General features: G+C 67.9%; 20 protein-coding genes. 14 read left to right on the top strand and 6 right to left on the bottom strand.

Annotated features, from left to right (window positions below; all coding sequences use genetic code 11):
• The first annotated feature begins 353 nt into the window (after nucleotides 1-353).
• The 7 genes from ACVOMC_RS01780 to ACVOMC_RS01750 all read left to right on the top strand — a co-directional run bounded on the left by ACVOMC_RS01780 (nucleotide 354) and on the right by ACVOMC_RS01750 (nucleotide 6,466).
• A complete protein-coding gene (locus ACVOMC_RS01780; RefSeq protein ID WP_481522606.1) occupies nucleotides 354-1,781 on the top strand; it encodes a Do family serine endopeptidase in 1,428 nt (475 codons plus the stop codon).
• 108 nt (nucleotides 1,782-1,889) lie between these two features.
• Entirely contained in the window at nucleotides 1,890-2,249 is a 360-nt protein-coding gene (locus ACVOMC_RS01775; RefSeq protein WP_054660582.1) for a hypothetical protein, read from the top strand.
• Between the two features lie 5 nt (nucleotides 2,250-2,254).
• Nucleotides 2,255-2,743, top strand: coding sequence for a phage holin family protein (locus tag ACVOMC_RS01770; protein ID WP_481522605.1), 489 nt, complete (start codon nucleotides 2,255-2,257; stop codon nucleotides 2,741-2,743).
• Entirely contained in the window at nucleotides 2,740-3,162 is a 423-nt protein-coding gene (locus ACVOMC_RS01765) for a protein sip-5 (RefSeq protein WP_481522604.1), read from the top strand. The genes ACVOMC_RS01770 and ACVOMC_RS01765 overlap by 4 nt, the downstream gene beginning before the upstream one ends.
• 48 nt (nucleotides 3,163-3,210) lie before the next feature.
• Nucleotides 3,211-4,305, top strand: coding sequence for an AI-2E family transporter (locus ACVOMC_RS01760; protein WP_481522603.1), 1,095 nt, complete (start codon nucleotides 3,211-3,213; stop codon nucleotides 4,303-4,305).
• 43 nt (nucleotides 4,306-4,348) lie between these two features.
• Nucleotides 4,349-5,059, top strand: coding sequence for an HAD family hydrolase (locus tag ACVOMC_RS01755; RefSeq protein WP_481522602.1), 711 nt, complete (start codon nucleotides 4,349-4,351; stop codon nucleotides 5,057-5,059).
• 36 nt (nucleotides 5,060-5,095) lie between these two features.
• A complete protein-coding gene (locus tag ACVOMC_RS01750) occupies nucleotides 5,096-6,466 on the top strand; it encodes a leucyl aminopeptidase family protein (RefSeq protein ID WP_481522601.1) in 1,371 nt (456 codons plus the stop codon).
• Nucleotides 6,467-6,500: 34 nt separating this feature from the next.
• Here the strand turns inward: ACVOMC_RS01750 and ACVOMC_RS01745 are convergent, their stop codons facing one another.
• Both ACVOMC_RS01745 and ACVOMC_RS01740 read right to left on the bottom strand, forming a co-directional pair.
• Nucleotides 6,501-7,247 carry an anti-sigma factor family protein gene (locus ACVOMC_RS01745; protein ID WP_481522600.1) on the bottom strand — a complete coding sequence of 249 codons (747 nt, stop codon included), beginning with the start codon at nucleotides 7,245-7,247 and terminating at the stop codon, nucleotides 6,501-6,503.
• Nucleotides 7,244-7,759 (bottom strand): sigma-70 family RNA polymerase sigma factor, encoded by a 516-nt coding sequence (locus tag ACVOMC_RS01740; RefSeq protein ID WP_481522599.1) that lies wholly within the window; start codon nucleotides 7,757-7,759, stop codon nucleotides 7,244-7,246. Before ACVOMC_RS01740 ends, ACVOMC_RS01745 begins: the two co-directional genes overlap by 4 nt.
• 150 nt (nucleotides 7,760-7,909) lie before the next feature.
• Between ACVOMC_RS01740 and ACVOMC_RS01735 the strand changes: the two genes are divergently transcribed.
• Both ACVOMC_RS01735 and ACVOMC_RS01730 read left to right on the top strand, forming a co-directional pair.
• A complete protein-coding gene (locus ACVOMC_RS01735) occupies nucleotides 7,910-9,004 on the top strand; it encodes a catalase family peroxidase (RefSeq protein ID WP_481522598.1) in 1,095 nt (364 codons plus the stop codon).
• 11 nt (nucleotides 9,005-9,015) lie between these two features.
• Nucleotides 9,016-9,564, top strand: a complete 549-nt coding sequence (locus ACVOMC_RS01730; protein ID WP_481522597.1) for a cytochrome b — start codon at nucleotides 9,016-9,018, stop codon at nucleotides 9,562-9,564.
• 3 nt (nucleotides 9,565-9,567) lie between these two features.
• Here ACVOMC_RS01730 and ACVOMC_RS01725 read toward each other — a convergent pair whose 3' ends face one another.
• The 4 genes from ACVOMC_RS01725 to ACVOMC_RS01710 are packed head-to-tail and all read right to left on the bottom strand — an operon-like array spanning nucleotide 9,568 to nucleotide 13,108.
• Entirely contained in the window at nucleotides 9,568-10,170 is a 603-nt protein-coding gene (locus ACVOMC_RS01725) for a response regulator transcription factor (RefSeq protein WP_057505847.1), read from the bottom strand.
• Complete coding sequence (locus ACVOMC_RS01720; protein WP_481522596.1) at nucleotides 10,167-11,369, bottom strand: sensor histidine kinase; 1,203 nt, start codon at nucleotides 11,367-11,369, stop codon at nucleotides 10,167-10,169. The genes ACVOMC_RS01725 and ACVOMC_RS01720 overlap by 4 nt, the downstream gene beginning before the upstream one ends.
• Nucleotides 11,370-11,408: 39 nt before the next feature.
• Nucleotides 11,409-12,203, bottom strand: coding sequence for an ABC transporter permease (locus ACVOMC_RS01715; RefSeq protein WP_481522595.1), 795 nt, complete (start codon nucleotides 12,201-12,203; stop codon nucleotides 11,409-11,411).
• Entirely contained in the window at nucleotides 12,203-13,108 is a 906-nt protein-coding gene (locus ACVOMC_RS01710) for an ABC transporter ATP-binding protein (protein ID WP_481522718.1), read from the bottom strand. Before ACVOMC_RS01710 ends, ACVOMC_RS01715 begins: the two co-directional genes overlap by 1 nt.
• Nucleotides 13,109-13,312: 204 nt before the next feature.
• Here ACVOMC_RS01710 and ACVOMC_RS01705 point away from each other — a divergent pair, with 204 nt between their 5' ends.
• From ACVOMC_RS01705 to ACVOMC_RS01685, 5 genes are all read left to right on the top strand, one after another.
• Nucleotides 13,313-14,554, top strand: a complete 1,242-nt coding sequence (locus tag ACVOMC_RS01705; RefSeq protein WP_481522594.1) for an efflux RND transporter periplasmic adaptor subunit — start codon at nucleotides 13,313-13,315, stop codon at nucleotides 14,552-14,554.
• A gap of 189 nt (nucleotides 14,555-14,743) precedes the next feature.
• Complete coding sequence (locus ACVOMC_RS01700) at nucleotides 14,744-15,430, top strand: ABC transporter ATP-binding protein (RefSeq protein ID WP_481522593.1); 687 nt, start codon at nucleotides 14,744-14,746, stop codon at nucleotides 15,428-15,430.
• An 83-nt stretch (nucleotides 15,431-15,513) separates the two neighbouring features.
• Entirely contained in the window at nucleotides 15,514-16,674 is a 1,161-nt protein-coding gene (locus ACVOMC_RS01695; protein WP_481522592.1) for an ABC transporter permease, read from the top strand.
• Nucleotides 16,675-16,684: 10 nt separating this feature from the next.
• Nucleotides 16,685-17,992, top strand: a complete 1,308-nt coding sequence (locus tag ACVOMC_RS01690; protein WP_481522591.1) for an ABC transporter permease — start codon at nucleotides 16,685-16,687, stop codon at nucleotides 17,990-17,992.
• A 245-nt stretch (nucleotides 17,993-18,237) separates the two neighbouring features.
• The gene (locus ACVOMC_RS01685; RefSeq protein WP_481522590.1) at nucleotides 18,238-21,093 is read left to right on the top strand and encodes a TonB-dependent receptor; all 2,856 of its coding nucleotides are present in this window, start codon (nucleotides 18,238-18,240) and stop codon (nucleotides 21,091-21,093) included.
• The last annotated feature ends 49 nt before the right edge of the window (nucleotides 21,094-21,142 follow it).

The raw sequence follows: 21,142 nt of genomic DNA, 5'->3' as shown, positions 1-21,142 counted from the left end.
GGATGAGGGGACTCCGGGGACTACCGGTTATCTGCATCGTTTTCGCTGTCATTGCACGCCTTCCGCTGGGGTGCTCGCCCCGAGCATAACCCTACTGCTTGGGGGCGCGTTTCACATCAACCCAATATCTTGTGGCTGATGGCGAGGCCAAGCTTACCCAGCGGCAAGGTGATGTCAAACGAAAAATCTGCCGCCAGCCCCTTGCAATCGGCGAAGCGCTTGCCGGCCTTGGGATTGCGGCGGTGCGGAATATTTCATTGTCGATTTAGCCGTCGCCGGCCACACTCGCGTTCAGTGAATTCCGCCCCATCCCGACGCGCCCCCTGGCGCCTGTGCACGGAGCTACCGCACTTATGCGACCGATCCCCACTTTGCTGACTCTGGCCCTGGCCGCCGCCTTCGGCGGCTTCACCGCCACGGCGATCAACGCCCACCTGGACAACCGTGCCGATGCAGCGCCGCTGGCCAGCGCGCTGCCGGCCACGGCCGCGTTGCCGGCCTCGGTGGCCGGGCAGCCGCTGCCCTCGCTGGCGCCGATGCTGGAGCAGGTGATGCCGGCCGTGGTCAGCGTCAATACCAAGCAGGTGGTACGGGTGCGCAACCCCTACTTCAACGATCCGTTCTTCCGCCGCCTGTTCCCGCAGGTGCCGGCCGAGCGCATCAACGAGTCGCTCGGCTCGGGCGTGATCATCGATGCGGCCAAGGGCTATGTGCTGACCAACCACCATGTGATCGAAAACGCCGACGATGTGCAGGTGACCCTGGCCGACGGACGTACGGTCAAGGCCGAGTTCCTCGGCTCCGATGCCGACACCGACATCGCGTTGATCCGCATCCCGGCCGAGAAGCTCACCGAGATCCGCCTGGGCAACAGCGACCAGCTGCGCGTGGGCGACTTCGTGGTCGCCATCGGCAACCCGTTCGGCTTCAGCCAGACGGTGACCAGCGGCATCGTCTCGGCGGTGGGCCGCAGTGGCATCCGCGGGCTGGGCTACCAGAACTTCATCCAGACCGATGCCTCGATCAACCCGGGCAACTCCGGCGGTGCGCTGGTCAACCTGTCCGGCCAGCTGATCGGCATCAACACCGCCAGCTTCAACCCGCAGGGCAGCATGGCCGGCAACATCGGCCTGGGCCTGGCCATTCCCTCCAACCTGGCGCGCGACGTGGTCGAGCAGCTGATCACCAAGGGCGTGGTGGTGCGCGGCACGCTGGGCGTGGAAACGCAGAACCTGAGCCCGCAGATCGCGCAGGGCCTGGGACTGGCCGAAGCACGCGGCGCACTGGTGACGCGGGTGCTGCCCGCCTCGGCGGCGATGGCCGCGGGGCTGAAGGCCGGCGATGTGATCACCGCGATCAATGGCCAGCGCGTGGACAACGCGCAGGCGCTGCACAACTTCGAGGGCCTGCAGCCGGTGGGCCGCACGGTGGAGCTGGAAGTGCGTCGCGACAGCAGAGCGCTGCAACTCAAAGCCACCTTGAAGGAACAGCCGCGTGCGGTCAGCGGCGAAACGCTGGATCCGCGCCTGAGCGGCGCGACCTTCGCCGATCTGCCCGAATCACTGCGTCAGGCCGGCCTCAACGGCGTGCTGGTCAGCAACGTGGCACGTGGCAGCCGCGCCGCACAATCGGGGCTGGCCAGTGGCGATGTGATTCTTGCCGCCAGCAGCGGCGAGTTCACCGATCTGGCCAGCTGGCGCGCCAGTTTCCAGCCGCGCCCGCCGCAACTGGCGCTGAGCATTCTGCGCGGCAACACGCGCGGTCAGCTGTTGATGCGATGATGGTTCATCGTCCGTAACGCGCCTTACACCCCGCGACTGGTATTTCTGGACGCCCGCTGCAACCCGCGCGCCGCCTCGCGGCGCTCCCGCTGAAACCAGGAGATCACGATGAGCCCCACCAATACCGAAAACATGAAAGAGCATCTGGGCGAGGCCGGCGCGCACCTGAAGTCGGCCGCAAATGCCGCCGGTTCGGCGGTCAAGGGCGCCGCCGGCGCCGCCACTGACGAACTGCGTCTGGGCAAGGCCAACATGAAGGCCGAGCTGTCTGACAGCGCCCTGTCCGGCCTGGCCGCGGCCGAGCTGGGCGGTGCCGCCGCCAAGGAACAGATGGACGCGCTGATGGACAAGAGCAAGGATCTGATCGACAGCGCCGCCGAGCTGATCCGCGAGCGGCCACTGGCCTCCTTCGGCGTGGCCTTCGCCGCCGGCTGGATCATCGCCAAGCTCGCCCGCAGCAACGACTGACCGGCGTGAGCGAACACGCCACACTGCCACCGGGTGAACCGGCAGGAGCGGATGCGCCAGCCCCCGGACTGGAAGAGAGCATCCGCCAGATCGGCAATGCCGGTCGCCAGACGCTGGATTCGGCCTCGCACACGTTCCGTTCGCTGCGGCGCCTGGCGTCGGCCGATTTGGCCCTGGCCCGCAGCGCCTTCGGCCGTGCCCTGGCCTGGAGCGGGGTGGCGATCGTGTTCGGCGCCTCGGCGTGGCTGCTGCTGGCCGCCACGCTGGTCGCGTTGCTGCAGTACCTGGGCCTGTCACTGTTCATATCGCTGCTGGTCCCCACCCTCGCCAGTCTGGCGATGGCCGGCTATGCGATCTGGCGGGTGTCGTACTTCTTCCACCACACCGGCATGCATGCCACCCGCCGGCAGCTGTCGCGGATGGGCCTGTTCGATGAGCCCGGCGATGAAGATCCCGATGCCCACGTGACCGTGCCCGGGGACAACACGCCATGAAGTTCGAAGTCCTGCAGCGCCGCGTGCGGCGCGCCGAAGCCGTGGTGCAGGTCCGCAGCACCGAAACCCTCACCCAGTGGAATTTGCTCAACCATGTCTGGCGGCGCGCCTGGACCCCCGGACGCATCGTCATCGCCGGCCTGGCCGGCGGCTTTGCGGCCGGCAAGCTGGAGCCCGGTGGCGCCTTCAGCGGTGGCCGCTGGCTGCAGATGATCGGTTCGGTCTCCGGACTGGTGGCCTCGGCACAGGCCTCGGTGGCTTCGTTTGCGGCCGCGGCCGCGGGCATGGCGGCGCAACAGGCCAGCGCCGCGGCCGATGATGCCGGACAGGCGGCCGAAACCGCCGCTTCGACCGCTGCCGCAGCCGACCCCGTGCAGCCACGCGCGGCCGAAGCCGCCACCGACGTATCAGAGTCCTGAGCTCCCGCGCCGGCACACCGCCCCTCCCTCTTTCTGAGCATCGTCCGCATGTCCGAGTCGTTGCCCGAAGTTGCCGCACCTGAGGACCCGCCGGCCCCCGCGCCACGTCCGCGTTCGCCAACGGCGCTGGTGGTGCTGGCCACCCTGGCCGTCGGCTACACGCTGTGGGCCGCGCAGAGCGTGATCCTGCCGGTGCTGCTGGCGATGTTCTTCGCACTGGTGGGCAACCCGATCATCCGCGGGCTGCAGAGGCTGCATGTCCCGCGGTTTCTGGGCGCCGTGCTGGTGTTGCTGGGCGGGCTGGCCGGCAGTGGCGCGCTGGCGGTGCAGCTGGCCGGGCCGGCCAGCGACTGGGTGCAAGAGGCGCCGCAGCAGATGCGGCAGATCTCGCGCCAGGTGCAGGCGCTGGTCAAACCGGTGCAACAGGCCAACCAGGCGGCCGAGAGCTTTGCCCGCGCCGCCGCCGGCGAGGGCAGCCGCAAGGTGCAGGTGATCCGTACCCAGCTCGATGACCCCTACAAGGCGCTGGTGCGCACGCCCAAGCTGGCAGCCTCGGCGCTGGCGGTGGTACTGCTGACGCTGTTTTTCATGATCTATGGCGACAGCCTGCAACGGCATGTGCTGGCGCTGCTGCCCACCCGCCAACAGAAGCGTTTCACCGCCGACATCCTGCGCTCGATCGAGCGCGAGATCTCGCGCTACGTGCTGACCATCAGCGTGATCAACGTGCTGCTGGGGCTGGCCCTGGCCGGCGCGCTGATGCTGCTGGGCATCGCGCTGCCCGAAGCGCTGCTGTGGGGCACGGTAGCGGCACTGCTGAATTTCGCGCCCTACGTGGGGCCGCTGCTCGGCATCGCGTTGATGCTGCTGATGGGCTTTGTGCAGTTCCGCGATCCGCTCACCGCGTTCCTGCCGGCGCTGTGCTACCTGGCCTTGCACACGCTGGAGGGCCAGCTGGTGACGCCGGTGGTGCTCGGCCGCAGCATGGCGATCTCGCCGCTGATGCTGATCCTGGCGCTGATGCTGTTCGGCTGGCTGTGGGGGATGGTCGGGCTGTTGCTGGCGGTGCCGCTGCTGGTCTGCGTGAAACTGGTGCTGACCCGGCTGGACGGCATGCAGGGCTGGGCCAGGCTGCTGGAATAGTGCATCGCAGGCCTGCGCCGATGGCTTGACGTAAAATGGCCAGGTGAACTTCCCTGTCCTAGCCATCACCCTCGATCTGGACGACACCCTCTGGCCGTTCGCGCCCATCGGCGCGCGGATCGACCAGGTGCTGCACGACTGGATGCGCGAGCACAGCCCGGCGACGGCCACCCTGTACCCGGTGGAAGCGATGCGCGAACTGCGCGAACGCACCTTCGTCGACAACCCCCACTTGCACCATGACCTGAGCGCGTTGCGGCGGCTGACACTGGCCGAAGCGCTGGACAACAGCGGCGCGAACCCGGCGCTGCTGGAGCCGGCCTACGAAGCGTTCTACGCCGCGCGCAACCAGGTCGAGTTCTATCCCGATGCACTGGCCGCGCTGCGCCGTATCGCCACGCGCGTGCCGGTGGCGGCGGTCAGCAATGGCAACGCCGATCTGCAGCGCATCGGCATCGGCGAGCTGTTCGCCTTCCAGCTGGGTTCGCGCGAGTTCGGTGCGGCCAAGCCGGACCCGGGCATCTTCCATGCCGCCTGCGAGCGCCTCGGCGTGGCGCCGGCACAGGTGCTGCACGTCGGCGATCACGCCGAGATGGACGTGGCCGGCGCCATCCGCGCGGGCCTGCGCGGTTGCTGGATCAATCGCGACGCACATACATGGACCCATCCGGAGCTGCAGCCCGATCTGCAGTTCGACACCCTGACCGGACTGGCCGACTGGCTCGATGCCAACGCATCCAGCCACCTGGCCTGAACCGGCGGCCGCCACCAGACGCAGTAGAGGTATTGCATGTCCACGCTCAATGGTTTCACCACGGATTCTTCGCACGCGCTCCCCCTGTACGTGCTCGACCACAACGGTTTTGCCGCGTGGAACGCGCAGCAGCCGGCCGCCCTGCAGGCCTGGCTGAAGAGCCAGCAGTTCAGCGCCGCGCCCGGCTCGGTCGCGCTGCTGCCCGGCACCGACGGCCTGGCCGGTGCGGTGCTGGGCGTGGGTGATCGCGCCGATGCCTACAGCTATGCGCACGCCCCGTTCGCGCTCCCGGCCGGCAGTGTCTGGAAGGTGGCCGGCGAACTGGATATGGCCAGTGCCAGCAACCTGCAGCTGGGCTGGGGCCTGGGCAGCTACCGCTTCGCCCGCTACCGCAAGCCGGCACGCGCACCGGCGCAACTGCTGGCCTCCCCGTCCAGCGAAGTGGCCGATGTCATCACCGCCTGCCTGCGCGTGCGCGACTGGGTCAACACGCCCACCGAGGACATGGGCCCGCAGCAGCTGGAAGATGCCGCACGTGCGCTGGTGAACGCCCATGGCGGCGAACTGGAAGTGATCGCCGGCGACGAACTGCTGGAACAGAATTTCCCGACCATCCATGCGGTCGGCCGCGCCTCGCACCGTGCACCGCGACTGATCGCACTGCGCTGGGGCAAGGCCGATGCGCCGCATCTGGCGCTGGTCGGCAAGGGCGTGTGTTTCGACACCGGCGGCCTGGACCTGAAGCCGGCTGATGGCATGCGCAACATGAAGAAGGACATGGGCGGCGCCGCCCACGCGCTGGCGCTGGCCGGGCTGGTGATGGCACAGGAACTGCCAGTGCGGCTGACCCTGCTGATCGCCGCGGTGGAGAACGCGGTCGGCCCGGACGCGTTCCGTCCCGGCGAGGTCATCACCACCCGCAAGGGCATCACCGTGGAGATCGACAACACCGACGCCGAGGGCCGGCTGGTGCTGTGCGATGCGCTGACCTATGCCAGCGAGCAGCAGCCCGAGGCGATCATCGATTTCGCCACACTCACCGGTGCGGCGCGGATCGCGCTGGGTCCGGACCTGCCGGCGCTGTTCGCCAACGATGACACCCTGGCCCAGCAGTGGCTCGACGCCGGCGACGCCACCCGCGATCCGGTCTGGCGCATGCCGTTGTGGCGCCCGTACCTGCGCTACCTCAACAGCGGTATCGCCGACATGGCCAATGCCGGTTCGCGCATGGCCGGCTCGGTCACCGCCGCGCTGTATCTGGAACGCTTCATCGAAGCCGGCCAGACCTGGGCGCATCTGGACGTGTACGCGTGGAACGACAGCGAGCGCGCGGGCCGTCCGGCCGGTGGCGAAGCGCTGGCGCTGCGCTCGGCCTGGGCGATGCTCAAGACCCGCTACGGCCGCTGAGCATCACCGCTGCGGGCTGATGTCCTGACAGGCGTCAGCCCGCGGTGTGCAACAACGGTCGCAACTGGCGCATCCGTGCCTGGGTGGCCGGCCCGACCAGCGCGAAGGCGGTATTTCCCTCCGCCCAGTACTGCGCCAGCAGGCGCCCATCGCGGCGCTCGCCCTGGCTGAAGCGGTCGCTGCGCGGCCGCAGATACAGGCCGATGCGGGCCCCGTCGGCATCCTGGTAGACCAGCATGGCCGCCGCGCCTTCCGGGGTGGACAGCATGCGTCCGCCCTGCAGCTGGAACCCCTGCGACTGCAGGTCCGGCGCCGCGCCGGCCGCGCCGAAGTTGGCCTGCAGCCAGCCCTGCAGCGGACTGTCACGACCGGCCCCGGACTCCAGCGGCATATCCGTGTCGGCAAACAGACGGTAGGCAGCGACGGCATCGGCCATCGGCAGGCGCTCACCGGCCATGCGCAGCTCGCGCGCCTGCCAGCCCAGCGTCGTGCCAAGACCGAGGGCGAGCACACAACTGGCGACCAGCCCCAGCCGCGCGCGTCGTTGCCGCTGCAGCTGGCGGCGGATCTGCGGCGGTGCCAGGGGGGTATCGGCCGGCAATGGCTCCAGACCGGCCCAGGTCGCGCGCAGCGAGGCGGCATCGCGTTTCCAGCCGGCGATGCGCGCGGCCTGCTCCGGGTGGTTTTGCAGCCAGTGCTCCAGGGTGCGGACACGGTCGGCGTCCAGGCGCCCATCCACGTAGGCGTGCAGTGCTTCGTCGTCGGGAGGCAGTGTGTTCATTTCAGTACCCGCAGTGCCGGAGTGGTATCGGCGGTGCCTTCATCCAGCGCACGCAGCCGGTCGCGCGCCCGCGACAGCCGTGACATCACCGTGCCGATCGGAATGCCCAGCGCCTCGGCCGCTTCGCGATAGCTGAAGCCTTCAACACTGACCAGCATCAGCAACGCCCGCTGTTCGACCGGCAGCCGGGCAAAGGCGGCCAGCTGCGCACGTCCATCGTGTACGCGCTCTGCCGATGGCGAGATGCCGGCCTGCTGCGGTGCGAACAAGGCCACCACCCGCTGCCAGCGCGCCGCGCGCCGGCGTTCGTCCATGAACTGGCGATAGAGGATGGAGAACAGCCAGGCCTGCAGCGCATCGTCCTCGCGCCGGGTATGCCAGCGTCGCAGTGCGCGCTCGAGCGTGGCCTGCACCAGATCGTCCGCACTGGCCGGATCGGCCGCCAGTGAGCGGGCAAACCGGCGCAGGCGGGGCAGGAGCGCGCGCAGGCGTTCGTCGTCGAAGGTATCCATCACAGTCAGGCGGCAGAGTTACAGGTATGACGCTAAGGTCGGAGGATTATTCCCGGGCCGGGCAAAACCTTTCCGGAATATTTCCCGCCGGTCGATGGAATAGATCGCGCGCCCGCACGTCCTACCTGCCCACATACCCAGGAAACGCCCATGACTGCCGACTCCCCTCCTCCTGCAACGCGCCGGCACCGCTGGCTGCCGCTGGCCGCCATCGCGGGCATCGCCGGGCTCGGCGCGGTCGCCTTTGCCTGGTCGGCCGGCTGGATCGGCAGCAGCCAGCGCCTGACCGCGTCCACGTTCATCAACACGATCGAGGCCACCGGCGCGCGGCATCCCGGTTTCCGCCGGGCCCACAGCAAGGGCATCTGTGTGACGGGCACCTTCCAGGGCACGGCCGAGGGCGCTGCGTTGTCCAAAGCCCGGGTGTTCTCGCAGACGGCGGTGCCGGTGCTGGGGCGGATGTCGATCGGCGGCGGCGATCCGCATGGCGCCGATGCCGCGGCCCGCGTGCGCAGCATGGCGCTGCAACTGCGCAGCGACGACGGCCAGGAGTGGCGGATGGCGATGAACAGCTTCCCGTTCTTCGCCGTGCCCTCGGCGGCGGCGTTTCTGGAGCAGACCCGCGCCCAGATCCCGGATCCGGCCACCGGCAAGCCCGACCCGGCCAAGATGGCCGTCTTCCTGGACAAGTACCCGCAGGCGCGGCGATTCCAGGCCTGGGCCAAGTCGGCGCCGTGGTCCAGCAGCTGGGCCAACACCGCCTACAACGGTATCCACAGCTTCCGCTTCATCAATGCTGCCGGCGACACCCAGCCGGTGCGCTGGTCGATGCGGCCCCAGGCGCCGTTTGTGGAAATGGACAAGGCCCAGCGCGCGCAGGCTCCGCTGGACTATCTGGCCGAGGAACTGGGCCAGCGCCTGGCCGCCGGCCCGGTGCGCTGGGACATGCAGGTGAGCCTGCCCGAGCCCGGTGATGCGATCGACGATCCCTCCCAACCCTGGCCGGAAAACCGCCGGCAGGTGACCGTGGGCACGCTGACACTGCTGCAGTGGCAGCCGCAGGCCGACGGCGCCTGCCGCGATCTGAACTTCGATCCCCTGATCCTGCCCACCGGCGTGGAAGCGTCCGATGATCCGATCCTGGCGGCGCGCTCGGCGGTGTATGCCAAATCATTCGACCGGCGCGAACGCGAAATCGCCAGCGGCAAAGCCATCCAAGCCACCGGCCAGGGAGTAACCCGATGAGCGGCTCACCCATGAAACCTGATCCTTCGCACTTCAACCTGCTCGCCCGCCTGCTGCACTGGAGCATGGCAGTGCTGATCCTGACGATGCTGTTTGTCGGCGTGATCATGGTCGCCTCGCTGACCTTGCGGCCGGTGCTGATCGACCTGCATCGCCCGCTCGGGATCGCCATCCTGCTGCTGGCACTGGTGCGCCTGGGCAACCGTCTGAGCCACCGCGCGCCGCCGCTGCCAGCCGATCTGCCTGCCCTCCAGAAGTTCGCCGCGGTGGCATCGCACTGGGTGCTGTATGCGCTGATGCTGGCGATGCCGCTGATCGGCTGGGCGATGCTGTCGGCCGGCGGCTATCCGGTCGTGATGTTCGGCAGCGTGCATCTGCCGGCGATCGTGCCGCACTCGCCCGGGTTGTATGCGCCGTTGCGGGCAGCGCACGGGCTCCTGGCCTACCTGCTGTTCGCCACGGTGCTGGTGCACCTGTCGGCGGCGCTGTACCACGCCTGGGTGCGCCGCGACGGCGTGTTCCAGGCGATGGCCCGCGGCCCACGCCGCGAGCGTCCGTAACGGCTACAGCCAGCCTTTCTGCCGCGCGAGGCGATACGCCTCGATGCGGTTGGCCACGCCGAGCTTGCCGATGCATTCGGACAGGTAGTTGCGCACCGTGCCGTGCGACAGGCCGAGCTGTTCGGCGATCTCGTTGGCCGAGCGGCCTTCGCCGGCCAGTCGCAACACCTGGCGCTCGCGGTCATTGAGCGGATCGGCTTCGGACCACGCTTCGACCGCGAGCTGCGGATCGATCGCGCGGCCACCGCGCTGCACCTGGCGCAGGGCCTCGGCCAGCTTCTCGGCCGGAGCATCCTTGAGCAGATAGCCCTGCACGCCGGCATCCAGCGCGCGGCGCAGGAAGCCACTTCGCGCGAAGGTGGTGACGATCACCACCTTCACCGGCAGCCCGTGGCGCTGCACGCGCTGGGCCAGTTCCAGCCCGGTCAGTCCCGGCATCTCGATATCGGTGACCAGCACATCGGGCGTGAGCCGCTGCAGCTCCCGCCAGGCGATCTCGCCATCGGCCGCGGTGCCAATCACTTCGATATCCGTCTCCAGGTTGAGCAGCGCCGACAACGCGCCGCGCACCATCGCCTGGTCCTCGGCCAGCAGGATGCGGATCATGCGCGGACCTCCCCGGCCGCGGCTGCGTCAGGCGGCAACGGTGCAGCATCTGCCAGCGGCAACGACGGCGTCGTGGCAGTGACGGGAATGCGCACCTTCAACCGTGTTCCCTGCCCCTTGGGCGAATCGATCCGCAGCTCGCCCCCCAGCGCCAGTACCCGCTCACGCATGCCGGCCAGGCCGTTGCCATTGGCCGCCACACCGCCTCGGCCATCATCGACGACCTCCATCCACACCGCGCCGGGCTCGCTGTGGATGGCGATCTGCGCCGCATTGGCCTGGGCATGCCGGGCGATATTGGTGGCCGCTTCGCGCAGGATCATCGACAGCCCCGCCTCGATCCAGGCCGGCATCGGCGGCGGTGGCGAATAGCGCAGATGCACATGCGAGGACTCCAGCAGCAGATGCGCCGACGCCAGTTCGGCGGCCAGATCGGCGGCGCGGAATCCGGTGACCGCACTGCGCACCTGTGCCAGCGCATCCCGGGCGATCTGCTCGGCCTCGGCCAGCTCGCGCTGCGATCGCTGCGGGTCACGCTCGAACAACTTGCGCGACAGCTCCATTTTCAACGTGATCAATGACAGGGTATGGCCGAGCAGGTCATGCAGATCCCGGCCGATGCGCTCGCGCTCGGCCGTGGCGGCCAGGCGGCGCACCTCTTCATGCGAGAGCCGCAGCGCGGCGTCCTTCTCGCTGCTGGCGCGCTCCACGTTGACGATGATGCCGATGATGACCGCCAGCACCGGCACCCAGGCAACGGTCTGCCACGGGTAGCCGATCCACGAGGCCAGCGCCACGAACACCACGTTCAACAGCAGCACTTCGATCAGGTAGCGACCGGTGCCGATGGCGCGGTTGGTCCGCAGCATCACGCAGCCGAAAATGAAGTAGTTGATGCCCGAGGGATACCCCCGCAGCAAGGCCAGCGACAACACGATCATCGCCAGCGCGAACAGCGGCGCGATGCGCCGGGGTGACAGCAAGGTCAGCGCATACAGCAGCAGGAACAACGGATACGACCACAGGGTGATCAGCGCCCAGCGCACGGTGTAACCGCCGCCGAACATCGGCGTGATGAACACCCACACCGTCCAGAAAAGATGCACCGCGTCGATCCATGGCCACTTGCCGAGCCTGAGGTTGTCGGCCACCACCGAATCCGGGGCCGGCGCAAGCCAGGCGGGGAGAAGACGGGACATCAGCGGACGGCTCCGGTTGCAGTGCGGGCCATGATGCCATCAGCCATGACGGCGCAGGCGCCACGCCGCCAGCAGCGTCACCGCGACAGTGAACACCGCCAGCCATGCCACATGCGGCCAGGTGCTGCCCGTATCGAAGCCGAGCGAGGACTGGGCGATCAGGTTCAGGTGATGACTGGGCCAGATCGGCGCCAGCGTGCGCAGCAGCGGCGGCAGCATCGACAGCGGGAACCACAGCCCCGACAGCAAGGCCATCGGCAGGTACAGCAGGTTCACCAGCGCCGGCGCGGCATCGCCCTTCACCCGCGTGCCAATCAACAGACCCAACGCGCAGAATGGCAACGCGCCCAGCACACAGGTCACGGTCAGACACAGCACCTGGGATGCCGACAACGCCACGCCCGCGACCAGCACCGCCAGCACCTGCAACAGCACCCCGATCATCAGCGCCATCAACATCGCCATCACCATCTTGCCGATGAGGTAGGCGGCCGGTGGCATCGGCAGCGCACGTTTGAGTCTGAGCAGGCCGTTGCCGCGCTCCAGCGCCAGCGATACGCCAAAGCAGAACAGGCCGGGCGCCATCACCCCGAAGGTGGAATAGGTGCCCAGCAGGAAGCGCGGCCCGTCAGCGGAATGCCCCAACCCCAGCACCACCGCGAACATCAGGTAGAAGATGGCGGGGAACAGCAGCGAGGGCAGCACGAAGCCGGGGCTGCGCAGGTAGCGCAGGCATTCGGCGCGCGCCTCCTGCAGATAGGCACCGAGCAGCCGCCGGCCGGACATGGCGGGCACGGTACGCGTACCGGCTTGGATCAACGGGGAAGTGTGCATCAGGCCGCCTGTGCGTGGGGGTGGGTGAGATCGTAAAACGCCTCTTCCAGTCCGACCGGTTTGACCTCCAGCGCGGACAGGTCCGGATCGGCAGCAAGCAGGCGCCGCACCACCGCCTCCACCTGGTCGCAGGCCAGATGCAGGCGGTCGCCCTCGCGCTGGGCCTGGCGCACGCCCGGCCAGCGTGCGACCTGCGCGGCATCCAGCTGCGACTGGCAGCGCACCGTGCGGACCAGCACGCGGGCCCGCAGGGCCGCGACGCTGCCGTCGCTGACCACCTGGCCGCGCCGCATCACGCAGATGCGGTCGGCCAGCTGCTCCGCCTCTTCCAGATAGTGGGTGGTCAGCACCACCGCCGCACCCTCGTCCACCAGGGTGCGTACCGTGGCCCACAGCCGCTGCCGCGCGGGCAGGTCGAGGCCGACGGTGGGCTCGTCCAGAAACAGCAGGCGCGGCCGGCCACAGATGGCGACGGCAAACTGCACTCGTCGCTGCTGGCCTCCGGAAAGTCTTCCGTAGCGACGTTGCAGCAGGTCCTCGATACCGGCCAGCGCCGCACATTCGTCCACGGCACGCGGCAGCGGGTAGTAGCTGGCCGACAGCCGCAGCAGTTCCGCCACGCTCAGGGTTTCCGGCAGCTGCGCTTCCTGCAGCATCACCCCGATATTGCGCCGTGCCGCCAGTTGCTGCGGATCGTCACCGAACAAGCGCACCTGCCCGGCATCGGCGCGCAGCAGGCCCAGCAGCAGGCCAATGGTGGTGCTCTTGCCGGCGCCGTTGGGCCCGAGCAGCGCCAGCACCTGGCCCGCATACAGGTCCAGGTCCACGCCCGCCAGTGCCGCCACCGTACCGTAGCGCTTGTATGTGCCACGCAGGCTGGCCAGCACTTCCTTGCCCTGCTCCATCACCATCACCTCCAGGCGGAATGGCGCCACGGTAGGCGCGACACGGCCGTGGCGGCAGTCCCGGCGGTCAGGCAAAGCAGGTGACACCCGTCACCTGTGCCGCCGCTGCCGGCTGCCTATGCTTCGCTCCAGCCCTGACCTTCCCGTCGCACCGGTTTGGGGTACCTTCCGTCACATTCCCCGTCACGCGCCGTCTTCTCCCACATGAATGCATCTGCTGAACTGCTGAAGGAACTCCGCATCGACCGCTCCGCGCCGCCGCGCGGCCCCTCGCCATCACGGCGCTGGTGGTGGGTGGTGGCGGGTCTGGCGCTGCTGCTGGCCCTGGCCGCGGGCATGTGGTTGGGGCGCAAGCCGGCACTGACGGTGGACACCGCGCCGGTGCTTGCCATGGCGCAGAACGGCAGCGGCACCGCCTCGGTGCTCGATGCCAGCGGCTACGTGGTCGCACGGCGCATGGCCACCGTCTCGGCCAAGATCACCGGCAAGGTGCGTGAGGTGATGATCGAAGAAGGCATGCGCGTGGAAGAAGGCCAGGTGATGGCCACGCTGGATCCGATCGATGCCAATGCGCAGCGCAGCCTCAGTGCCGCACAGCTGTCAGCCGCACGCAGCCAGATCGGCGGCCTGCAGGCACAGCTGCGCCAGAGCGAGGCCGAGGCCACGCGCCTGCACTCCCTGGTCGGCCAGCAGCTGGTGTCACGCTCGCAGTACGACCAGGCCGTGGCGGCCCGCGACAGCCTGCGTGCGCAGTTGGCCACCGCCCGCCACAACGCCGAGGTGGCGCGCGACGCGCTGGCCATCGCCGACCTGGGCGTGGACAACAACATCGTGCGCGCGCCGTTCTCCGGCGTGGTCACCGCCAAGGCCGCACAGCCCGGCGAAATCGTCTCGCCGTTGTCGGCCGGCGGCGGCTTCACCCGCACCGGCATCGGCACCATCGTCGATATGGATTCGCTGGAAGTGGAAGTGGAAGTGGGCGAGGCCTTCATCGGCCGCGTGCAGCCGAAGATGCCCGTGGAGATCGTGCTCAACGCCTATCCGGACTGGAAGATCCCCGGCGAGGTGATCGCGATCATCCCCACCGCAGACCGCGGCAAGGCCACGGTGAAGGTCCGCGTAGCGTTGAAGGTGAAAGACCCGCGTGTGGTGCCGGAAATGGGCGTGCGGGTGAGCTTCCTGGAGAAGGCCGCGCCGGCTGGAACCGCGGCCCCCAAGGGGGTACGGGTACCGGGCGCGGCCATCGTGCAGCGTGACGGCAAACCGACGGCATTCGTGCTGCAGGCCGACAACACCGTGCGGGCGCAGGCGGTGCAGACCGGCGCCACGCTGGGCAAGGACAAGCAGGTGCTGGCGGGTCTGGGCGTGGGGCAGACGGTGGTGCTCGATCCGCCGGATGCCTTGAAGGATGGCGACAAGGTGGCGCTGGCGGGCGCGGACAAGTAAGCGCCCTGCCCGCTGGCCGGGCGTATCCGCTGCGGTGCCGGGAATCACGCGCTGATTGTGCTGCAGGTTTTGTGTGAACCGCCTGTGCGCTCCAGCGCGGTGCGGCCCTTGTCGTCGTTCCACGCCGCTGTGCCCTGCACCTGCCAGGTGGCAGGCCCACATTCCTTCCGTCACTGCTGAGGTCTACCCATGAGCCCCCTCGTTTCCTTGCGCAACATCACCAAGACCTATCAGCGCGGCCCGGAGAAAGTGCAGGTGCTGCAGGGCATCGATCTGGATATCGCCCGGGGCGACTTCGTCGCGCTGATGGGTCCGTCCGGTTCGGGCAAGACCACGCTGCTCAACCTGATCGGCGGGCTGGATGCGCCCAGCGGCGGCGAGATCAACATCGAAGACCAGCGTATCGACCAGCTCAGCGGCGGCCAGCTCTCCACCTGGCGCAGCCACCACGTCGGCTTCGTGTTCCAGTTCTACAACCTGATGCCCATGCTCACCGCGCAGAAGAACGTGGAATTGCCGTTGCTGCTGACCGGCCTCAACGCCAGCGAACGCAAGCGCCGCGCGCAGATCGCGCTGACCCTGGTCGGCCTGGCCGATCGCCGCGACCATCGCCCCAATGAACTGTCCGGTGGCCAGCAGCAGCGCGTGGCCATCGCCCGCGCCATCGTCTCCGACCCGACCTTCCTGATCTGCGACGAGCCCACCGGCGACCTCGACCGCCAGAGCGCGGAGGAAGTGCTGGGGCTGCTGCAGCTGCTCAACCGCGAACATGGCAAGACCATCATCATGGTCACCCATGACCCCAAGGCCGCCGAGTACGCCACCCACACCGTGCATCTGGACAAGGGCGAGCTGGTCGACACCCCGGTGCACTGAAGGAGTCCGGTCATGAAAAAACAACACCAACGGTCTTCGTTACGGCGCAGCTGCCCTCACGGTGGCGCACAGGCAGGTACGCCATGAAGTACTTCTCCCTGATCTGGGCGCAGCTGTTTCGCAGCCGTACGCGCACCCTGTTCACGCTGCTGTCCATCGTCACCGCGTTCCTGCTGTTCGGCATGCTCGATTCGGTGCGCGTGGCCTTCGCCAGCGGCGGCAGCAGCGTGGCCGGTGCCAACCGGCTGGTGGTCGCCTCGCGCCTGTCTATCACCCAGTCATTGCCGATCCGGCTGGAATCGCAGATCCGCCAAGTGGAAGGCGTCGACGATGTCACCTATGCGATGTGGTTCGGCGGCATCTACCAGGACCAGAGGAACTTCTTCCCCAACTTCTCGGTGGCACCGAACTACTTCGACCTGATGACCGAATTCGACATCCCCGAGGACCAGGTCGAAGCGTTCCGCACCACCCGCACCGGCGCCATCGTCGGTGAGGAGCTGGCCAAGCAGTTCGGCTGGAAGATCGGCGACACCATTCCGCTGCAGGCCACGATCTTTCCGCGCGGCGGCAGCAACGACTGGCCGTTGCAGCTGGTCGGCATATTCAAATCCAGGAACACCGCCACCGCGGCCAACGAAGAACGCCAGCTGATGATGAACTGGAAGTACTTCGACGAATCCAACGACTACATCAAAAACCAGGTCAGCTGGTACACCGTGCGGCTGGACAACCCCGACCATGCCTCGCGGGTGGCGCAGGCCATCGATGCGCTCTCGGCCAACTCCGACCATGAGACCAAGAGCCAGACCGAGTCGGCGTTCCAGCAGGCTTTCATAAAGCAGTTCGCCGACATCGGCATGATCGTCACCTCGATCATGGGTGCGGTGTTCTTCACCCTGCTGCTGCTCACCGGCAACACCATGGCCCAAGCGGTGCGCGAGCGCGTTCCCGAGCTGGCGGTGCTAAAGACGCTCGGCTTCAAGGACGGCACCGTGTTGATGCTGGTGATGGTGGAGTCGGTGCTGCTGGTCGGCCTCGGCGGCGCTACCGGTCTGGGACTGGCGGCGCTGGCGCTGCCGGCCATGGCGCCCAAGACCATGGGCCTGCTGCCGCCGGTGGTGCCGGGACAGACCTGGGCGATGGGTGCGCTGCTGATCGTGCTGATCGGGCTGGTGGTGGGCGTGTTGCCGGCGCTGCGCGCCAAGCGCCTGAAGATCGTCGATGCACTGGCCGGGCGCTGAGGAGAACGAGATGAGGAAATTTCTTGCAAATGCGCTGGTCATCGTCCTGCTGGCCATCGGCCTGGGCATCTGGATCGCGCTGCCGTGGGTGGGCGTGGCCGGCGTGGCGATCGTACTCGCAGGGTGGCTGCTGCTCACCCGCAGCGGCCGACTGGCCCTGGCCGCCACCCGGATCGGCCTGGCCAGCCTGCCGCAGCGCTGGGGCGCCTCCTCGGTGATCGTCATCGGCATTGCCGGCGTGGTCGGCGTGCTGGTGGCGATGCTGGCGATGGGCCAGGGCTTCCAGGCCACACTGGAAAGCACGGGCAATGACACCACCGCCATCGTGCTGCGCGGCGGTTCGCAGGCCGAAACCAATTCGGTCATCACCCGCGAGCAGGTACCGCTGCTGGAAACCTTGCCCGGTGTCGCGCGCGGCGACAACGGCCGCCCGCTGGTATCGCCGGAGCTGTCGCAGGTGGTCAACGTCATCTCGCGCAGCGACGGTACCGACGTCAACGCGCAGTTCCGCGGTGTCGGCGAACAGGCCTGGGCAGTGCATGACAAGGTGCGGATCGTGGAAGGGCGCCAGTTCGGTGCCGGCCTGCGCGAGATCGTGGCCGGTCGCGGCGCACAGAAGCAGTTCCGCGACCTGGAAGTGGGCCGGACGCTCAACCTCGGCAACCAGACCTGGACGGTGGTGGGCATCTTCGAATCCGGCGATGCACACGAGTCCGAGCTGTGGACCGATGCGCAGACCCTGGCCGCCACCTACAACCGCAGCGCCTGGCAGTCGATCACGGTGCGTACCGAGGGCAGGCAGGGCTTTGCGACCTTCAAGGCCGCGGTGGAGGCCGATCCGCGCCTGAAGCTGGATGTGGAGACCACCGCCGACTACTACCGCAAGCAGGGCGGAAGCCTCAACGGACTGCTCAAGGTGCTGGGTACGGTGATCGGCGCGATCATGGCGGTGGGCGCGGTATTTGGCGCGCTCAACACCATGTATGCGGCGGTGGCCACGCGGGCGCGGGAGATCGCCACGCTGCGCGCCATCGGCTTCCGGGGCGTGCCGGTGGTCACCGCGGTGATGCTGGAGACCATGCTGCTGGCGCTGCTGGGCGGCCTGCTGGGCGGGGCGGTGGCGTGGCTGGCGTTCAACAACTTCACCGTTTCCACGCTGGGCAACAACTTCAGCCAGGTGGTGTTCCAGTTCAAGGTCTCACCGCCGCTGCTGTGGAGCGGGCTGAAATGGGCGCTGGGGATCGGCCTGGTTGGTGGCCTGTTCCCGGCGTTGCGCGCGGCGCGCTTGCCTATCACCACCGCCCTGCGCGAGACCTGAGGGCTGCGGGCAGCGTCGCGGGAACCGTCGTTGCCCGCGCTTCGGCCGGCCCGTTGACAGCGCCATGGCGGAAACCCTCCCTTCACGCATCTATCCGTTTGGTCCATGATGCGCGCCCGCCTAAGTCCTGGCGGGCAGCGCATCTGTGTGAGCGGATGCTGCGTCCCTCCCCCAACGGTGATGCATCTGTCATGGCGCCCCTCGCGGGCGCTTTTTTTCGTAGTTAGAAAGGAAGTCTGAAAGCGATGTATCTGAAGTCAAAACCGCTGCACACCGCCATTGCCCTCGCATTGGCCAGCAGCTGCACCCCCGTTGCGTTCGCGCAGGACGCCACCGACGCCCCGGTCACCCTGGACCGCATCGAGATCACCGGTTCGCGTATCCGCCAGGCCAATGTCGAGACCGCCCAGCCGGTCATCGCCCTGACCCGCGCCGAAATCGAGAAGAAAGGCTACGTCAACGTCGCCGATATCCTGCAGGACGTCACCGCCGCCGGCGCGCCGGCGCTGAGCCGCGCCTCGGCGCTGTCCTCCGGTCGCGACTACGGCGGCATGTTCGTCAGCCTGCGCAACCTCGGTCCCGAGCGCAGCCTGGTGCTGATCGACGGTCGCCGCATGGGGGTCAGCGCCGGCGGCTACTCCGACGTCGGCTCGATTCCCTCGGCCATTGTTGAACGCGTGGAAGTGCTGACCGACGGCGCCTCGGCGCTGTACGGCTCTGACGCCATCGCCGGCGTGGTCAACGTCATCACCCGCAAGAACTTCGATGGCGGCACCGCCAGCGCCTACGTCGGCCAGTACGGCGAAGGTGATGGCCAGAAGCGCGCCTACAGCGCGACGTTCGGCAAGACCTATGACCGCGGCTGGTTCAGCGTCGGCGCCGAAAGCACCAAGGAAGATCCGGTGCTGGGCGGCGCGCGCGAGTTCACCGCCTATCCCAATGGCCCCTATCACCCCACCGATGGTCTGAACGGCACCACGGCATGGGGCTCGGTCACCGTCGATGGCAAGGTGCTCAGCGTCGGTCCGGGCGGCGATCCGTCGAAGAAGGAGAACTTCAAGCCGGTCGACCGCGCCACCTATGCCAACACCAAGACCAACATGACGCTGCTCTCGGCGCTGGAACGCAAGTCGGCCTTCGCCAACGGCGGCTTCCAGATCACCGACGACCTGCGCGTGGTCGCCGACGTGCTCTACAGCGAGCGCGAGTCGGTCAAGCAGCTGGCCGGCTACCCGTACTCGGTGTCCCAGGCGCAGGCCAACAGCGGCGCGCGTGCGGCCCTGTCCAAGGACAGCGCGTTCAACCACTGGGGCAAGGACGTGCTGTTCTCGCACCGCACCGAGGAGTTCCCGCGTGCGACCAACAACAGCCTGACCACCAAGCGTGCCAGCGTGGGCCTGGAAGGCAGCTTCGAGACCGGTTCGCACTTCTGGGACTGGAACGTGGGCTACATGTTCAACCGCAACGAGGGCGAGCGCCGCACGCTGCAGAGCATGTACCAGCCGAACGTCAACAACGCGGTGGGCGCCTCCTTCATCGATGCCAATGGCGTGGCCCGCTGCGGCACCGTCGGCAACGTGATCGAAGGCTGCGTGCCGTGGAATCCGCTGGCACCGATGGGCAGCAACAGCCCCGGTTCGCTCAGTGGCGACCCGGCCGTGCGCGACTACCTGTTCAAGAGCTTCGTCGACGATATCCGCAGCACCACCAAGGTGTTCAGCGCCAACCTCTCCGGCTCGCTGTTCGCGCTGCCGGCCGGTGACGTGATGGCGGCGATGGGTGTGGAACACCGCAGCGAGGAAGCCAGCTACACCCCGGACCTGATGGTGCAGAACGGCCAGATCGCCGGTACCAGCGGCAAGCCGACCGCCGGTGACTACAAGCTGGACGAGGTCTATCTGGAACTGCAGGTGCCGCTGCTGGCGGATCTGCCGTTCGTGCGCGAGCTGTCGATGGACGTGGCCGGTCGCTATTCGGACTACAACAACTTCGGTGGCACCACCAACGGCAAGTTCGGCCTGAAGTGGAAGCCGGTCGACGAGCTGCTGGTACGCGCTACCTACGGCACCGGCTTCCGTGCGCCGACCGTGGACGACCTGTACGGCGGCACGGTCACCACCCGTGACCGCATCACCGATCCGTGCGACCGCGCCTTCGGCGCCGCCGCGCGCAATGCCGAGGTCGCCGCCCGCTGCACCGCAGCCGGCCTGGGCAACGACTTCCGCCAGAAGACCGGTGACGGCGAACTGGCCACCACCTCCGGCGTACAGGCCGTGACCGACTTCACCTCCGGCTCCAACCCGGAGCTGAAGCCGGAAACCGCCAAGACCTGGACCGTGGGCCTGGTCTACAGCCCGGACTTCGTCTCCGGCCTGGACCTGAGCCTGGACTGGTGGAAGATCCGCATCGACAACGTGATCGTTGGCGAGTCGGCCACCGACATCCTCAACCAGTGCTACGTGCAGGGCATCACCTCGGCCTGCAACCGCTTCACCCGCTACACCTCGGGCACCAACAAGGGCCAGGTCAGCGGCATGAACCGTTCGTTGAACAACGCCGGTTACCAGGAAACCGCCGGCTACGACGTGGGCATCCGCTACCGCCTGCCGGAACTGGCGATCGGCCAGGTCTCGCTGCGCTGGAACACCACCTATGTGGACTACCTGTCGCGCAAGAGCGACAACGAAGCCACCACCCCGGTCGACCAGTACACCGGTTGGGGCGGCAACTTCCGCGTGCGTTCGAACCTCACTGCCGACTGGCAGTACGGTGATCTGGGCGTGAGCTGGACCACCCGCTACTACTCCAGCATGAAGGAGAAGTGCTCCTACGATCTGGACGGTGGCCCGGAGTGCAACCTGCCCGACTTCCAGTCGCCGTACACGGACATGCAGCCGAGCAAGCAGGTCGGTTCCAACACCTTCCACGACCTGCAGGTCCGTTATGCGCTGCCGTGGGACGGCACCGTGTCGCTGGGGGTGAACAACGTGTTCGAGCACGCAGGCCCGATCATGTACAGCGGTCCGAACAGCAGCTTCACCTACTACGGTGGCTTCGACATCGGCCGTTTCATCTACATGAAGTACCAGCAGCGTTTCTGATCCACCGCGCTGTGAGTTGACGGAGCGGCGCCCTGCGGGGCGCCGTTTC

The sequence above is a fragment of the Stenotrophomonas sp. STEN014 genome (genome assembly GCF_056760315.1).
This window is presented reverse-complemented; position numbering and strand designations above follow the sequence as displayed.

Coding starts and splice junctions, on each gene's coding strand:
- ACVOMC_RS01780 (WP_481522606.1), top strand. CDS start 354: ATGCGACCGATCCCCACTTTGCTGACTCTGGCCCTGGCCGCCGCCTTC.
- ACVOMC_RS01775 (WP_054660582.1), top strand. CDS start 1,890: ATGAGCCCCACCAATACCGAAAACATGAAAGAGCATCTGGGCGAGGCC.
- ACVOMC_RS01765 (WP_481522604.1), top strand. CDS start 2,740: ATGAAGTTCGAAGTCCTGCAGCGCCGCGTGCGGCGCGCCGAAGCCGTG.
- ACVOMC_RS01760 (WP_481522603.1), top strand. CDS start 3,211: ATGTCCGAGTCGTTGCCCGAAGTTGCCGCACCTGAGGACCCGCCGGCC.
- ACVOMC_RS01750 (WP_481522601.1), top strand. CDS start 5,096: ATGTCCACGCTCAATGGTTTCACCACGGATTCTTCGCACGCGCTCCCC.
- ACVOMC_RS01745 (WP_481522600.1), bottom strand. CDS start 7,247: ATGAACACACTGCCTCCCGACGACGAAGCACTGCACGCCTACGTGGAT.
- ACVOMC_RS01740 (WP_481522599.1), bottom strand. CDS start 7,759: ATGGATACCTTCGACGACGAACGCCTGCGCGCGCTCCTGCCCCGCCTG.
- ACVOMC_RS01735 (WP_481522598.1), top strand. CDS start 7,910: ATGACTGCCGACTCCCCTCCTCCTGCAACGCGCCGGCACCGCTGGCTG.
- ACVOMC_RS01730 (WP_481522597.1), top strand. CDS start 9,016: ATGAAACCTGATCCTTCGCACTTCAACCTGCTCGCCCGCCTGCTGCAC.
- ACVOMC_RS01725 (WP_057505847.1), bottom strand. CDS start 10,170: ATGATCCGCATCCTGCTGGCCGAGGACCAGGCGATGGTGCGCGGCGCG.
- ACVOMC_RS01720 (WP_481522596.1), bottom strand. CDS start 11,369: ATGTCCCGTCTTCTCCCCGCCTGGCTTGCGCCGGCCCCGGATTCGGTG.
- ACVOMC_RS01715 (WP_481522595.1), bottom strand. CDS start 12,203: ATGCACACTTCCCCGTTGATCCAAGCCGGTACGCGTACCGTGCCCGCC.
- ACVOMC_RS01710 (WP_481522718.1), bottom strand. CDS start 13,108: ATGGAGCAGGGCAAGGAAGTGCTGGCCAGCCTGCGTGGCACATACAAG.
- ACVOMC_RS01705 (WP_481522594.1), top strand. CDS start 13,313: ATGAATGCATCTGCTGAACTGCTGAAGGAACTCCGCATCGACCGCTCC.
- ACVOMC_RS01700 (WP_481522593.1), top strand. CDS start 14,744: ATGAGCCCCCTCGTTTCCTTGCGCAACATCACCAAGACCTATCAGCGC.
- ACVOMC_RS01695 (WP_481522592.1), top strand. CDS start 15,514: ATGAAGTACTTCTCCCTGATCTGGGCGCAGCTGTTTCGCAGCCGTACG.
- ACVOMC_RS01690 (WP_481522591.1), top strand. CDS start 16,685: ATGAGGAAATTTCTTGCAAATGCGCTGGTCATCGTCCTGCTGGCCATC.
- ACVOMC_RS01685 (WP_481522590.1), top strand. CDS start 18,238: ATGTATCTGAAGTCAAAACCGCTGCACACCGCCATTGCCCTCGCATTG.